Consider the following 13614-nt stretch of genomic DNA (forward strand, 5'->3'; position numbering starts at 1 on the left):
CCACCGGCGCGACCGCACCCCGCCCCGGTGCCGCCGCGCCCCTCCGCGGAGCGATCGTGTGACGCGGCAGCACGCACCCGGCGCCCGCTCGCCCGTCCTCACCGCCACCCGGGCGCCCGCCCGCGCGGTGACGTCGCCCCGCGAAATTCCGTTGGCTCCCCCTGGCCGCCCTGTCTACGCTGACCCTCCGAACCTAGACCCCCTAGGTTTTGGGCCCCGAGCCCCGGACGACCAGGAGACCCCCCGTGAAACCCCTCACCGAGCAGCAGATCCGCACCTCGTTCGTCAACTGCTCGAAGGGCGAGGCCAAGCGCCTGGCCGTCCCCCGGGACCTCGCCGAGCGCCCCTGGGACGACCTCGACTTCCTGGGCTGGCGTGATCCGGGGGCACCCGACCGCAGCTACCTGGTCGCCGAGCGCGAGGGGCGGCCCGTCGGCGTGGCCCTGCGCTTCCAGCCCGCGCAGCGCGGTTTCCTGCACCGCAGCATGTGCTCGCTGTGCCTGACGACCCATCCCCGCGGCGGCGTGTCGCTGATGACCGCGCGCAAGGCGGGCCCGGCGGGCCGGGAGGGCAACTCGGTGGGCGCGTACATGTGCACCGACCTCGCCTGCTCGCTCTACCTGCGCGGCAAGAAGGTCCCGGAGAGCGGGGGCCGCTTCGAGGAGAGCCTGACCCTGGAGGAGCAGATCGCCCGCACCCTGGGCCACCTGTTCGCCTTCCTGGACAAGCTGTCCGCCTGACGGCCCGGCCACGCCGGCCGGACGACGAGCCGGCCGGACGACGGGCGGGTCACCGCGCCCCGCCCCGCCTCCTGCCGCGACCGGCGGCCGGCGGCCGGCGACCGATGACCGGTGGCCGATTAGCTGCGCCCGCCGTGCGCCCGGGTGCGGGACCGGATCCTCCGGCGCGCCGCGGCCCGCTGCCGGGGCGGGCCTTCCCCCTCGGCGTCACCCGCTCCCCCGTGGCGGCGAACCGCCAGGTCCGGGCCGCTCCGACGGGCGTCGTCCCGCACGAGCCGCGCCGCGCCCGGCCGGTCCCGCCGTACGGATGGCGTGAGGGACCGCACAGCAACACGCGGGGCGTTCCGCTGGCCGGTTACCGCCGTCCTTCCCCCGGGCGACTACCGTCGATCAGGAAAGCGTTCGATATGCCCGGGGAAGGGGAACAGCCCAGAGAATGCAAGAAGTACGTGAGTGGACAGCGTCGACCGTGCAATGGGTGAAGCGGCGCCGGGACCCCGTGGTCGTGCAGGCCCTGCGCTCGGCCGCCGCGGCGACGATCGCCTACGTGATCGCGCTGCGCCTGAGTCCGGAGGCGGCACCCCTGACCGCCCCCCTGACCGCGCTGCTGGTCGTCCAGGTGACCCTGTACGCCACCCTCACGAACGGCATCCGCCGGGTCAACGCGGTGGTCGCCGGAGTCGTCGTCGCCATCGCGTTCAGCCTGCTGGTGGGTCTGACCTGGTGGAGTCTCGCGCTGCTGATCGTGGCCTCGCTGGCCGTGGGGCACCTGGTCCGGGTCGACGAGTACGTGCCCGAAGTGGCGATCAGCGCGATGCTCGTGCTGGGCGTGACCTCCATCGGCGACACCGCCTGGGCGCGGATCCTGGAGACGCTGATCGGCGCGGTGGTCGGGCTCGCCTTCAACCTGCTCCTCGCCCCGCCGGTGTGGGTGGAGGAGGCGGGCGAGTCGATCGAGGGGCTGGCGCGGCGCCTGCGGCAGCTGATGCTGAGGATGGGCGAGGAGGCCGCGGGGCGCATGCCCGCGCACCAGGCCGCGGAGCGCCTGCACGAGGCGCGGCGCCTGGACCACGACATCGTCGAGGTGGACGCGGCGCTGCGGCAGGCCGAGGACAGCCTGCGGCTCAACCCGCGGGTCCGCGAGGGCCTGCTGCACCGGGTCGTGCTGCGCACCGGCCTGGACACCCTGGAGATCTGCACGGTCGTCCTGCGGGTGCTGGCGCGCAGCCTGACGGACCTGGCGAAGGAGCGCGAGCCCGAGCCGCTGTTCGCCCCGGAGACGGGCGCGACGGTGGAGCAATTGCTGTCCGAGATCGCCGACGCGGTGGTGAGCTTCGCGGTGCTGGTCACCACCAGCGTCAGCGCGAACGCCGAGTCCGCCGAGGAGCGGCTCTCCGCCGAGCTGCGGCAGGCCTCGGCCACCCGCGACAAGCTGGCCCAGCTGCTGCTGGACGAGGTGCAGCGCGACGCCCGCCAGTGGCAGCTGCACGGCGCGGTCCTCTCCGAGGTCAACCGCATCCTCGACGAGATGGACACCGAGCACCGCTCGCACCGCCTGCTGGAGGAACTGGACCGTCACACGCGTGAGCAGCGCGAACGCCTGCCACGGCTGACCCGGCTGCAGGACCGGCTGCGCGTCTCGGGCCGGCGCCGGGACCGCCGGGCGTCGGCGCACCGTTCCCGGTGACGGCGCCCGGCGGCCGGCGCACCCGCGCGGGCCTGCCCTGCCCCGACCGCCACGACCACCGCGACCGGGGCGGGCCGCGCCCGGCCCCGGCGGACCCGTCCGGGGCGGTCGGGCCGGCCGGCGACCGGCTCGGGGACGATCACGCGCCGCGGTGGCGCCCGCCCCGCACCGGACCGCGCCGCCGGACACGCGCCGGTTGCGCCGTCGGGGGATGGCGACCGGTGGCCGGGCGCGCGACGCGGACGGCCGTCCTTGCGGCCCGCGGGTGATCCGGGTGAGGGTGGCGGTCACGACCGTGACGGCCGACGACCCGAGGTGCGCGGATGGGCAGCAGTGACTGGAGCAGGCGGCGCTTCGCCGGCGCCCTGGCGGGGGCGGCCGCCGCGGTGGCCCTCCCGGGGTGCGGCGGCGCGCCGGCCCCGGCCGGGTCGGCACCGCCGTCGCCGTCCGGCGGCCGGACCGCCGCGGGCACGGGCCCGTCGGCGGGGACCGGCACCCCCTCAGGACCGCGCCCCCTGTACCTCGGCACGTACACCTCCGCCGAGGGCGGCGGCAAGGGCATCGGGCTGGCCGCGTACGACCCCGCCACCGGCCGCGTGACCGGCACCGGCACGCTGACCGGTGTCGGCGACCCGTCCTACCTCGCGGTGCATCCGGACGGCCGCACGCTGTACGCGGTGAACGAACGGCAGGACGGCGCCGTGACCGCCGTCCGCCTCGCCGACCGCACGGTCCTGGGCAGCCGGAGCACCGGCGGCGCGGCCCCCTGCCACCTGTCGGTGCATCCGGGCGGGCGCTGGCTGTTCAGCGCCAACTACGGCTCCGGCAGCGTGGCCGTGCACCCGATCACGGCCTCGGGCGCGCTGGGCGAGCGCACCGGCCTGGTCACGCACTCCGCTCCGCCGCCCGGACCGGGGCAGCAGGGCCCGCACGCCCACCAGATCGTGACCGGTCCGGACCGGGACCACGTGCTCGCCGTCGATCTGGGCACCGACACCGTCTACACCTACCGGCTGGACGAGAAGGAGGGCACCCTCGCGGAGGTGGCGCGGGCCCGCACCCGGCCGGGCGCCGGACCGCGCCACCTCACCTTCCACCCCGGCGGCCGGTACGCCTACCTCGCCAACGAGGTCGACAACACGGTGGCCGTCTGCGCGTACGACCCGGACACCGGCCGGCTGGCCGTCGGCGAGCCGCAGTCCACGGGGACGGGGCCGGGCACCAGCTACCCGGCGCAGATCCTGGTCACCGCGGACGGCCGCCACGCCTATCTCGCCAACCGGGGCGACAACAGCCTCACGCGGTACGCGGTCGAGGACGACGGCGCCCGGCTCAGGCTGCTGGACACCGTGCCGGTGGGCGGTGACTTCCCCCGCCAGATCGCCTTCTCGCCGGACGGGGCGCTGCTCTTCGCGGCGAACCAGCGGTCCGGCAGCGTCAGCGTGTTCCACGTGGACACCGGCAGCGGGGAACTGCGGGCGGCGGACCGGCCCTTCGCGTCACCGGTCGCCGTCTGCGCGCTGCCGCTGTAGGGACCGGGGGCAGGCGGCGGCACTCGCCTGCCCGAGCAGGACGTGCATGCGCTCGGTGAGCTGCGCGACGGTGTCGGCGGGCCGGTGGAAGGGCAGGCGCACGTCGCCGTGGGCGCGGACGCGTTCGATGCGCAGGGTCAGTCCGTGCCGGTCGACGGCGAGCGGCTGGACCCGGACGGCGCCGTGCAGACTGGCGTGGTCGACGAGCCGGGTGAGCCGCTCGACGGCGTCGGGGTGGCAGTCCGCGAGGTGGGTCAGCAGCCGGGCCTCGGCGACGGCCAGCGGGTCGGGCGCGGCGGCGGCGAACTCGTCGAGGCCGACGACCACGGCCCCGGACGGCTGCCGCAGCACGACGCGCGTGGGCCGGAAGGCGAGGGCGCCGTCCTCGGCGGCGAACCAGCCGGCGAGCCACAGCCGGGCGCGGATCCGGTGGCGTACCGGGACGGGCGCGACGTCGGCGAACTCCAGCACGGCGGACGGCTCGCCGCGGGGCGCGCAGATCGCGGCCGCGCGCAGGGCGCTGTCCTCGGGCACCTCCAGCAGCACCCGGCCGTCGTCGGTCACGGTGTGCGCCCCGACGAGCTCCTCGCGGCTGCCCTCCGCGGTCACCGCGCAGGACCATGCGACGGCGAGCACCGAGCGGGCGCGTTCCGCCGCGCCGGGTACGGCCGTCCAGCTGTGGCTGTCGTCACCCATCCCAAACCTCCCTTAGGTAAGCCTCACCTAACCTATCGGAGATCGGAGTGCGCGCCAACCGGAGGGTGCGATCTTCACGGGACCTCTCGGCGCGTGCGGCGCGGCCGCGGGCGTACGGCGCCGCCTCAGGGCGCGAGAACACCCAGCAGTGCCCGCGCGCACAGCTCGCGCACCTGCTCCCGGGTCGACTCCGCGCCGCGCAGCCACTCCAGGCAGACCGCCGTGGTGAACGCCAGCCACCCCCGCACGGCCAGCCGCACGCCGGGCCGCTCCCCGAAGTCCGGGCCGAACTCCGGATCGGCGGCGAGGGCCGCCAGGATCTGCCGCTCCTGGGCGGCCAGTGCCTGCCGGTAGACCCGGCGCACCGCCCGGTCCCCCGCCGCCTCGGCGCGGTGGAAGGCGCGGTAGCCGTGCGCGTGGGCCTGGACGTGCTCCAGGTAGGTGTCGAGGCCCGCGGCCAGCTGCTCGCGCACCGGGAGGCCGGGCACGGCCGCCGTCAGGCGCAGCATCCGCTCGCTCTCCCGCTCGACGACCGCCGCGAAGAAGTCCCGCTTGGTCGGGAAGTAGTGGTACAGCAGCCCCCGCGAGACGCCGGCGATCTCCGCGACCCGCTCGATCCACACCTCGTCGTACGGGCTCTCGGAGAACAGCCGGGCGCCGACCGAGAGCAGCTGCTCGCGGCGCTCGGCGGTACTGAGCCGGCGGCGGGTGCGCTCCCCCTGGTTCGCGGCCATGCCCGCACTTTACTTGACGCCGGTTCAACAGCCGGACGAGACTGACGTCTTATTGAACCGACGTACAACGCCGACGTACCACACGATCGACTGCCGGTGGACCGAGGGAGATCGCGCCATGGCGGAGACGACGACGGACACCGCGCGGCCGAAGGGGTTCCGCAGTGCCGAGCACGGCTGGCCCGCGCTGCACCGCATACCGCACCCGCCGCACCGGCTGCCGTTCCTCGGCGACGTGCTCGGCGCCGGCCGGAGCACCCCGGTGCAGGACTCGCTGCGGTACGCGCGGCGGCTCGGGCCGATCTTCCGGCGCCGGGCGTTCGGCAAGGAGTTCGTGTTCGTGTGGGGCGCGGGTCTGGTGGCCGACCTCGCCGACGAGTCCCGCTTCGCCAAGCACGTCGGGCTCGGCATCGCCAACCTGCGGCCGGTGGCCGGGGACGGCCTGTTCACCGCGTACAACCACGAACCCAACTGGCAGCTCGCGCACGACGTGCTGGCGCCGGGCTTCAGCCGCGAGGCCATGGCCGGCTACCACCCGATGATGCTGGACGTGGCGGAGCGCCTGACCGGCCACTGGGACCGCGCACTGGCCGCCGGCCGGACGGTGGACGTGCCCGGCGACATGACGAAGCTGACGCTGGAGACGATCGCGCGCACCGGCTTCGGGCACGACTTCGGCTCCTTCGACCGTGCCCGGCCGCACCCCTTCGTCCGGGCGATGGTGGGCACGCTCACCCACGCCCAGCGCCTCAACACCGTGCCCGCGCCCCTGGTCCCGCTGCTGCTGCGCGGCGCCGGCCGGCGCAACGCGGCCGACATCGCCCACCTGAACCGCACGGTCGACGGCCTCGTCGAGGCCCGCCGCGCCGGCGGGGGCGGCGCCGGGGACCTGCTCGACCGGATGCTGGACACCGCCCATCCCGTCACCGGGGAACGGCTCTCCCCGCAGAACGTCCGCCGCCAGGTCATCACCTTCCTCGTCGCGGGCCACGAGACCACCTCCGGGGCGCTCTCCTTCGCGCTGCACTACCTCGCCCTGCACCCCGAGGCCGCCGACCGCGCCCGCGCCGAGGTGGACCGGGTCTGGGGACCGTCGGCGGCACCGGCCTACGACCAGGTGGCCAGGCTGCGGTACGTCCGCCGGGTGCTGGACGAGTCGCTGCGGCTGTGGCCCACCGCCCCCGCGTTCGCCCGGGAGGCGCGCGAGGACACGGAGCTGGCCGGCGTCCATCCGATGCGGCGGGGCGCGTGGGCGCTGGTGCTGACGCCCATGCTGCACCGGGACCCGGAGGTGTGGGGGCCGGACGCCGAGCGGTTCGACCCGGACCGCTTCGACGCCCGGGCCGTGCGGTCCCGGCCCCCGCACGTCTTCAAGCCGTTCGGCACCGGGGCGCGGGCGTGCATCGGCCGGCAGTTCGCCCTGCACGAGGCCACGCTGGTGCTCGGCCTGCTGCTGCGCCGCTACGAACTGCGGCCCGACCCGGCCTACCGGCTGCGGGTCACCGAGCGCCTGACGCTGATGCCGGAAGGGCTGCGGCTGCGGCTGGAGCGACGGGCACCGGGCCCGCGCGTTCCCGCGCGGGAGGCCGGGGCCGGCCCGGCCGGCGGGAACACCCCGAGCGGCTGACGGCCGCGGGGCGACCGCCTGCGCCCGGCGGGGTCCGTGAGGACATACGGACCGGCGGTCCGGCCGTCGGCGGCGGCGGCGGTGGCGCCGCTGACCGGGCGCGGGTGCCCGTCCGGTGCGGGACGCCCCCGGCCGCGCCGTCGCCGAGCGCCGGCCGCGCGGACCCGGCGGACCGGGCGAAGGCGAGCGCCCGGCCGGCCACCGCCTCCGCGCCGCGCACCGGCCGGGAGACGGCCGGGCCCCCCACGAGGGCGCCGGCCCGCGGCACCACGTCCGGGTGCGGGAGCCCGGGCAGCGCCCCGGGGAGTCCCCGCCGCGCGGGGCGGCACGGTGCCGCCGTCCGGCGGTCGGTCATCGCGTGAACAGCTCGAAGGCCACCGCCGGCCTGCCCCCGAACCGCTTCCCCGTCTCCCGCGTGTGCCCGGTGAGGAAGTCCCGGGCGTACGTCTCCGGGTCCTCGTCGGTCAACGCCTCGATGTACGTGCGGTGTTCGAGCAGGGAGCGCACCGCGCGGTCCAGGCCGGGCGTGGCGTCCACGGCGTGCGTGGGCGAGCCGGACCCGGCGACGGCGACCCAGCGCACCCCGTCCCAGGGCTCCAGGCCCCGGGCGAGGAGTTCGGGGAAGATCCACCGGTTGCCGGCGTCGGCCACCGCGTCGAGGGTGGCCCGGCCGACCGCCACGTGGTCCGGGGTGTTCCAGACGGTCCCGCCCCAGGTGTCGCGGTGATTGAGGGTGATGACCAGTTCGGGCCGGTGGCGGCGGACGGCCGCGGCGATGTCGCGGCGCAGGGCGGTGCCGTACTCGACGACGCCGTCTCGGTGGCCGAGGAACTCCACGACGGACACACCGACCACGGCCGCGCTCGCCCGCTGCTCCCGCTCCCGCAGCGGGCCGCACCGGGCGGGCTCCAGCGTGCCGATGCCCGCCTCGCCGCGGGTCGCCAGCACGTAGGCGACCTCGCGGCCTTCGTCGGTCCACGCCGCGATCGCCGCCGAGCAGCCGTACTCGAGGTCGTCGGGGTGGGCCACGACGGCCAGGGCGCGCCGCCAGTCGGCGGGCATGGGCTCCAGGGGCGTGGTCGCCTGCTCGGTCATGTGCGCAGACTAGCCCGCGGGCCCGCTCCCGGCGCGGGACGTCAGACCTCGTCGCGCACCAGCGCCAGCAGCCGGTCCAGGACGCGGGGGCCGCCGACCCGGATGCCGTCGTGCTCGAACTCGTCGGTGACCCAGGTGCGCAGACCGCGGATCGCGCGGGCGGTGCGCAGGGAGTGCTCCGTGTCGACGTACAGGTCGTCGTGGTAGACGGCCGCCGCGACCGGGACCTCGTTGGCGGCGAGGCGGGCCGGGTCGTACAGCGGTGTCCAGTCGGTGCGGGCGGCGAGCAGGCGGGCGGTCTCGCGCAGGGGGCGCAGGGCGGGGTCGCAGTCGAACGTCCAGGGGTGGACGGACTCGCCGGTGAACAGCAGCGGTTCGTCGCCCGCGAGGGTCTTCGCCGCGTCGAACCGGGGGAACTCCGCCCGCACCCGCTCGGCCGACCAGGCGGTGGGCCGGGCGTCCTGGCCGTAGATCGCCTCGTGGACGAGCGCGTACAGCGGGTGGCCGGCGTACGACAGCAGGCCCTGCACCTGCTCCTGGAAGGCGTCGGACAGGGCCGGGCCCTGCGGGGTGCGGACGAAGGCGTCCTCCAGGAGGTAGTGCAGGCGGTGGCTGCCGTCACCGGTGCCGAGGAGGATGCCGAGGGACTGGAACGCCTCGGCGGTGAGGCGGTAGCCGCCCGGCAGGATCACGTCGTGCGTCAGCAGGTGCTCGGCGATGCGCCGGGCCCGCTCCACGTCCTGCGGGTAGCGGTCGTAGTGGGCGGCGACCTTGCGTTCGACGCGCGGGTAGGCGGCCCGGTAGACGTCGTCGGCGTGGGCGTCCAGGGAGGGCAGGCCGCCGGTGATCAGGGCGGTGGACAGGCCCTCGGGCGCCAGGGACAGGTAGGTCACCGTGCAGAAGCCGCCGAAGCTCTGGCCGAGCACGGTCCAGGGGGCGCCGCCGGTGACGGCGGGGCGGATCGCCTCGCAGTCGCGCACGATCGCGTCGGCGCGGAAGTGCGTGAGGTAGTCGGCCTGTTCGGCGGGGCCGCCGCGCAGCGGGAGGGTCTGGCGGTTGGCGGGCGTGGAGCCGCCGGTACCGCGCTGGTCGAGCAGGAGGACCCGGAACTCCCGCAGGGCGCGGTCGAGCCAGGCCTGCCGGCCGACGAACCGGTGCGCGCCGAAGCCCGGGCCGCCCTGGAGCCAGAGCAGCCACGGCAGGTCCCGGTCCGCCCGGTCGCTCGCGACGACCTCCCGGGCGTAGAGCTCGATCGTCTCCCCGGCGGGGTCGTCGTGGTCGAGGGGCACGGTGAAGCGGCGGTCGGTGAGGACGACACCGGGCTGGCGGTAGCTGGTCAAGGGGGCTCCCGGGACGGACGGTTTGCGGACCGTGTCCCAGTGGAGCACACGGTGCCGCGCCGGCCGTGCCGGGGAACGCGGTGTCCCTGAGCGCGGATCAGCGGGCGGACATGCTGGAGCGGCGGACCACCAGCTCGGGCTGGAGGACGACCCGCCGGTGCTCGTGCTTCCCCGCGGTGCCCTCCGCCTCGGTCTCCTCCAGGAGCAGGCCGGCGGCGAGGGCGCCCATCGTGACGGCGGGCTGCCGCACCGAGGTGAGCGGGACGGCCGCGGCGGCCGCGAACTCGATGTCGTCGTAGCCGACGATCGCGAGGTCGTCGGGCACGTCGACGCCGGCCGCGTACATGGCCTGCAGGACGCCGAGGGCGAGCAGGTCGTTGGCGCAGAAGACGGCGGTGGGGCGGTCGGCGAGGCCCAGGAGCCGGGCGCCGGCGTCCCGGCCCGCGGCGACGTCCAGCCGCTCGGTGGGCAGTTCGCGCAGGCACTCCGGTCCGAGCCCCGCCTCGGCGAGGGCGTTCAGGGCGCCCGTGCGGCGGTCCCGCACCTGGTTGAGGCCGGACGGGCCGCTGACGTAGGCCAGGGAGCGGTGCCCGGCGTCGACGAGGTGGCGGACGGCCAGCGCGCCGCCCGCCACGTCGTCCACGGAGACCGAGCACTCGGTGGTGCCCTCGGCGACCCGGTCGACGAGGACGAAGGGGATGCCGTGGCGGCGGAAGGAGGCGATGCCGGGGCCGCTGGCGTCGGTGGGCGTGAGCAGCACGCCCCGCACCCGCTGTTCGGCGAAGAGCGACAGGTACTCGGCCTCCTCGCGCGGGTTCTGGGCGCTGTTGCAGACCATCACGCCGAGTCCGGCCTCGCGGGCGGCGCGCTCGGCGCCGCGCGCCACGTCGACGAAGAAGGGGTTGCCCATGTCGAGGACGAGCAGCCCCATGATCCGGCTGCGGCCGGCGCGCAGCTGGCGCGCCGACTCGCTGCGGACGTAGCCGAGCCGGTCGATCGCGGACAGCACCCGCGCCCGGGTCTCGGCGGCGACCGTCTCCGGCCGGTTGATGACGTTCGAGACCGTGCCGACGGACACGCCGGCGACGCGGGCGACGTCCTTGATACCGACCGACTGGGCCATCGGGCAGGGACCTCCAAAGGGACGAGTCCGAAGGGGACGGGGGGCGGCCGGAGGGCCTTCACATTACCGTCATGCCGGCGCGGTGCGGCCGGTCAGGCGGGCAGCCGGAAGTCGGCGACGCGCAGCGGCGAGGGGGTCGTGCCGCTGGACCTCTCCTGGTACAGGACGGAGAGCACCCCGTCCTGCGCGACGCGCGTCTCGTCGACGACGACCTCGCCGAAGGCGTTGAGGCCGCCGCCGTCGAAGAGCAGTCTCCAGTCGGTGTGGCCGGAGGCCTTCGACGCGCCCGCGATCCGGCCGTAGGGGAGGACGGCGTAGGCGTTGTCGTACGCGTCCAGGACCAGCTTGGTGCGCTGGCTGGAGTTCAGCGGGACGGGGATCTCCGTCTTCCGCCAGCTCCCGGAGGCGTCGCGGCGGACGTGGAAGGCGCGGCCGTTCGCGGTGCGGTCGGCGACGTAGTCCGTGGTGCACTGGCCGAAGCGGCCGGGCACGTAGGAGATGATCGCGTGCGGCCGGCCCGCGGAGTCGGTGGACTGGCTCTCCTGGTTCATCAGGGAGTGGTCGGGGTTCAGCGGGTCCACGACCAGACCCGGGTCGGTCACGGAGACCCGGTCGGAGCCGCCGGTGACGCCCACGACCGCGCCCGCGTCGTTGCGCCAGGTACGGCCCCGGTCGTCGGACCAGACGTATCCGGTGTCGTGGTTGGTGATCCCGCCGCTCGCGCACATCACCGCCCCGTTCTGCTCCCGCCAGGTGAAGAAGGCGTGCAGCCGGCCGTTGCGGTCGTAGTCGATGCCGTGCAGGTACATGTTGCGGGCGGTGGACGAGCCGTGCTCGCTGGTGTACGTGCCGGTCGAGCCGGTCCACTCCCCCAGCGCCGTCCACCTGGTGCCGTCGTACTCGGCGAGGGCGTTGCGCCCGTTGCCGGAGACACCGGCGCGGTAGCTGAGCTGGAGCCGGCCCTCGGGGGTGGCGACGAACTGCGGGTAGGTGAACTGCGGGGTGAGGGTGAGCCCGTCGAGCGTGGGCCGGGGCGTGCCGAAGCGGCTCGCGGTCCAGCTCAGCCCGGCCGGGTCGTCCAGGAGCCCGGCGACGGACTTGACGTAGGTGAAGCCGTCGCTGTGGGAGTCCATGTTCAGGTGCAGGCGGCCGTCCACCCGGGAGACGCCCATGGAGATGACGTTGTGGGAGTCGTCGTAGCGGAGGGTGTGCCCGACCCTGACGGTCTGCCAGGTGGTCGCGCCGAGGGCGCGGCGGCCGACGACGGCGTTGCGGTCGGCCGTGTACCAGGCGGCGTACTGGTGGCCCTTGTAGGTGAGCAGGCCGTTCTTCTGGAAGGAGTTGTTGTTGACCAGTCCGTCGTAGGACACGAAGTACAGGGCCCGGGTGTCGAGCGTGGTGGTGCCGGTCCGGGTGACCGACGGGCCGGGGTCGGCGGCGCGGGCGGTGCCGGGTGCCGCGACCACGCCCAGCAGGGCGGTGGCCAGCACACTGCGTCTCTTCATGGGCGGTCTCCGTTCAGTCGAGGTGGAAGACCTCGGTCAGGGGGGCCATGGCCTCGTCGGGCCGGGCGCCGTCCAGCGACTCGAAGAACGGCGCCATCTCCTTCTGCCAGCGGGCGTTGACCTCGGTGGCCTCCATGCCGGCCCGGGCGGTCTCGAAGTCCTCGGTCTCCAGGTAGCCGACGAGCAGCCCGTCCTCGCGCAGGAACAGCGAGTAGTTGTGCCAGCCGGTGGCGCGGAGCGCGTCGCGCATCTCCGGCCACACGGCGGCGTGCCGCTCGCGGTACTCGTCCAGGCGGTCCGCCCGGACCTTCAGCAGGAAGCACACGCGGCGCATCTGCGGTCCCTTTCGTGTCGTGGAGATCGTGGCCCGAAGCCGGGCCGGGCCGGGGCCGGGCGGCCTAGAAGTCGAACTGGTCGATGTTCTTCGCGTCGAACACGGTCGGCTTGCCGAGGTTGATCACGCCGTCCTTGCCGATGGTGTACTCGCCCAGGGCGCCGGCCGTGAAGGTCTCGCCCTCCTTGCCGGTGATCTGCCCGGAGGACAGGGCGACGGCGGTGCGCGCGGCCAGCTCGCCGAGCTTGGCCGGGTCCCACAGCTCGAACCCCTCGACGGTGCCGTTCTTGACGTACTTGCGCATGTCGTTGGGGGTGCCGAGGCCGGTCAGCTTGACCTTGCCCTTGTACTTGGAGCCGGACAGGTACTGGGCGGCCGCCTTGATGCCGACGGTGGTCGGGGAGATGATCCCCTTCAGGTTCGGGTACTCCTGGAGCAGGCCCTGGGTCTGCTGGAAGGACTGCTGGGCGTCGTCGTTGCCGTAGGCGACCTTGACGAGCTTCATGTCCTTGTACTTGGGGTCCTCGAGTTCGTCCTTCATGAACTCGATCCAGGTGTTCTGGTTGGTCGCGGTCTGCGCGGCGGACAGGATCGCGATCTCGCCCTTGTAGCCGATCTGTTCGGCGAGCAGCTGGACCTCGGTGCGGCCCAGGTCCTCGGCGGACGCCTGGGAGATGAAGGCGTTGCGGCAGTCGGGCTTGGTGTCGGAGTCGTAGGTGACGACCTTGATGCCGTTCTTCATGGCCTGCTTCAGCGCGGTGCACAGCGCGCCGGGGTCCTGCGCGGAGACGGCCATCGCGTCGACCTGCTGCTGGGTGAGCGTGTTGACGTAGGAGACCTGGCCGGAGGTGTCGGTGGCGCTGGACGGGCCGACCTCCTTGTAGGTGGAGCCGAGCTCCTTCAGGGCCTTCTCGCCGCCCTTGTCGGCGGTGGTGAAGTAGGGGTTGTTGACCTGCTTGGGCAGGAAGCCGACGGTCAGGCCCTTCTTCAGTGCGGCGTCCGGGTCGGCCTTGCCGGCGGCGGCGGCCGAGCCGCCCTCGTTCTCGACGTCCTTCTTGGTGGTGCCGCCGCAGGCGGTGGCGGCCAGGGCGAGGGAGGTGACGGCGGCCAGGGCCGCGCAGGTGCGGCGGAGGGAGGCGGTGCGCATGGCGGTGGGTCCTTTGCGGGTGAGGGCGGGGCGGGGCAGGAGCGGACGGGCGGG

12 protein-coding genes are annotated in these 13614 nt (G+C 74.8%); 4 read left to right on the forward strand and 8 right to left on the reverse strand.

All coding sequences use genetic code 11. The annotated features are described in order from the left end of the window. Positions 1-245: 245 nt before the first annotated feature. The 3 genes from ACIF8T_RS23595 to ACIF8T_RS23605 all read left to right on the forward strand — a co-directional run bounded on the left by ACIF8T_RS23595 (position 246) and on the right by ACIF8T_RS23605 (position 3959). Positions 246-740 carry an FBP domain-containing protein gene (locus ACIF8T_RS23595; RefSeq protein WP_400038068.1) on the forward strand — a complete coding sequence of 165 codons (495 nt, stop codon included), beginning with the start codon at positions 246-248 and terminating at the stop codon, positions 738-740. A gap of 436 nt (positions 741-1176) precedes the next feature. Continuing rightward, positions 1177-2427, forward strand: a complete 1251-nt coding sequence (locus ACIF8T_RS23600) for an aromatic acid exporter family protein (protein WP_400038069.1) — start codon at positions 1177-1179, stop codon at positions 2425-2427. 323 nt (positions 2428-2750) lie between these two features. Then, on the forward strand, positions 2751-3959 hold the full coding sequence (locus ACIF8T_RS23605) for a lactonase family protein (RefSeq protein ID WP_400038070.1): 1209 nt from the start codon (positions 2751-2753) through the stop codon (positions 3957-3959). Here the strand turns inward: ACIF8T_RS23605 and ACIF8T_RS23610 are convergent. Together ACIF8T_RS23610 and ACIF8T_RS23615 are read right to left on the reverse strand one after the other, a co-directional pair. Next, positions 3927-4655 carry a DUF2470 domain-containing protein gene (locus ACIF8T_RS23610; protein ID WP_400038071.1) on the reverse strand — a complete coding sequence of 243 codons (729 nt, stop codon included), beginning with the start codon at positions 4653-4655 and terminating at the stop codon, positions 3927-3929. The two genes, ACIF8T_RS23605 and ACIF8T_RS23610, sit on opposite strands and share 33 nt — an antisense overlap. Positions 4656-4780: 125 nt before the next feature. Then, positions 4781-5389 (reverse strand): TetR/AcrR family transcriptional regulator, encoded by a 609-nt coding sequence (locus ACIF8T_RS23615; protein WP_400038072.1) that lies wholly within the window; start codon positions 5387-5389, stop codon positions 4781-4783. Between the two features lie 118 nt (positions 5390-5507). Here ACIF8T_RS23615 and ACIF8T_RS23620 point away from each other — a divergent pair, with 118 nt between their 5' ends. After that, complete coding sequence (locus ACIF8T_RS23620) at positions 5508-7016, forward strand: cytochrome P450 (RefSeq protein ID WP_400038073.1); 1509 nt, start codon at positions 5508-5510, stop codon at positions 7014-7016. A 351-nt stretch (positions 7017-7367) separates the two neighbouring features. On the opposite strand, the gene ACIF8T_RS23625 is transcribed toward ACIF8T_RS23620, so the two are convergent. The 6 genes from ACIF8T_RS23625 to rhaS form a co-directional block, all read right to left on the reverse strand. Next, a complete protein-coding gene (locus ACIF8T_RS23625) occupies positions 7368-8111 on the reverse strand; it encodes a PIG-L deacetylase family protein (protein ID WP_400038074.1) in 744 nt (247 codons plus the stop codon). Between the two features lie 41 nt (positions 8112-8152). Then, positions 8153-9451, reverse strand: a complete 1299-nt coding sequence (locus ACIF8T_RS23630) for an alpha/beta fold hydrolase (RefSeq protein WP_400038075.1) — start codon at positions 9449-9451, stop codon at positions 8153-8155. Positions 9452-9548: 97 nt separating this feature from the next. Continuing rightward, a complete protein-coding gene (locus ACIF8T_RS23635) occupies positions 9549-10574 on the reverse strand; it encodes a LacI family DNA-binding transcriptional regulator (RefSeq protein WP_400038076.1) in 1026 nt (341 codons plus the stop codon). A 92-nt stretch (positions 10575-10666) separates the two neighbouring features. Beyond that, complete coding sequence (locus ACIF8T_RS23640) at positions 10667-12079, reverse strand: BNR repeat-containing protein (RefSeq protein ID WP_400038077.1); 1413 nt, start codon at positions 12077-12079, stop codon at positions 10667-10669. Between the two features lie 13 nt (positions 12080-12092). After that, the gene (locus ACIF8T_RS23645) at positions 12093-12413 is read right to left on the reverse strand and encodes an L-rhamnose mutarotase (protein ID WP_400038078.1); all 321 of its coding nucleotides are present in this window, start codon (positions 12411-12413) and stop codon (positions 12093-12095) included. A gap of 64 nt (positions 12414-12477) precedes the next feature. Next, positions 12478-13560: a rhamnose ABC transporter substrate-binding protein gene (gene rhaS, locus ACIF8T_RS23650; protein ID WP_400038079.1), complete on the reverse strand. Its 1083-nt coding sequence runs from the start codon at positions 13558-13560 to the stop codon at positions 12478-12480. Positions 13561-13614 lie beyond the last annotated feature (54 nt).

This window comes from Streptomyces sp. NPDC085946 (assembly GCF_044540485.1).
Classification (GTDB): domain Bacteria; phylum Actinomycetota; class Actinomycetes; order Streptomycetales; family Streptomycetaceae; genus Streptomyces.

Excerpts from the sequence above, each read along its gene's own strand:
- ACIF8T_RS23600 (WP_400038069.1), top strand. The coding sequence starts at position 1,177 with ATGCAAGAAGTACGTGAGTGGACAGCGTCGACCGTGCAATGGGTGAAG.
- ACIF8T_RS23605 (WP_400038070.1), top strand. The coding sequence starts at position 2,751 with ATGGGCAGCAGTGACTGGAGCAGGCGGCGCTTCGCCGGCGCCCTGGCG.
- ACIF8T_RS23610 (WP_400038071.1), bottom strand. The coding sequence starts at position 4,655 with ATGGGTGACGACAGCCACAGCTGGACGGCCGTACCCGGCGCGGCGGAA.
- ACIF8T_RS23615 (WP_400038072.1), bottom strand. The coding sequence starts at position 5,389 with ATGGCCGCGAACCAGGGGGAGCGCACCCGCCGCCGGCTCAGTACCGCC.
- ACIF8T_RS23620 (WP_400038073.1), top strand. The coding sequence starts at position 5,508 with ATGGCGGAGACGACGACGGACACCGCGCGGCCGAAGGGGTTCCGCAGT.
- ACIF8T_RS23625 (WP_400038074.1), bottom strand. The coding sequence starts at position 8,111 with ATGACCGAGCAGGCGACCACGCCCCTGGAGCCCATGCCCGCCGACTGG.
- ACIF8T_RS23635 (WP_400038076.1), bottom strand. The coding sequence starts at position 10,574 with ATGGCCCAGTCGGTCGGTATCAAGGACGTCGCCCGCGTCGCCGGCGTG.
- ACIF8T_RS23640 (WP_400038077.1), bottom strand. The coding sequence starts at position 12,079 with ATGAAGAGACGCAGTGTGCTGGCCACCGCCCTGCTGGGCGTGGTCGCG.
- ACIF8T_RS23645 (WP_400038078.1), bottom strand. The coding sequence starts at position 12,413 with ATGCGCCGCGTGTGCTTCCTGCTGAAGGTCCGGGCGGACCGCCTGGAC.
- rhaS (WP_400038079.1), bottom strand. The coding sequence starts at position 13,560 with ATGCGCACCGCCTCCCTCCGCCGCACCTGCGCGGCCCTGGCCGCCGTC.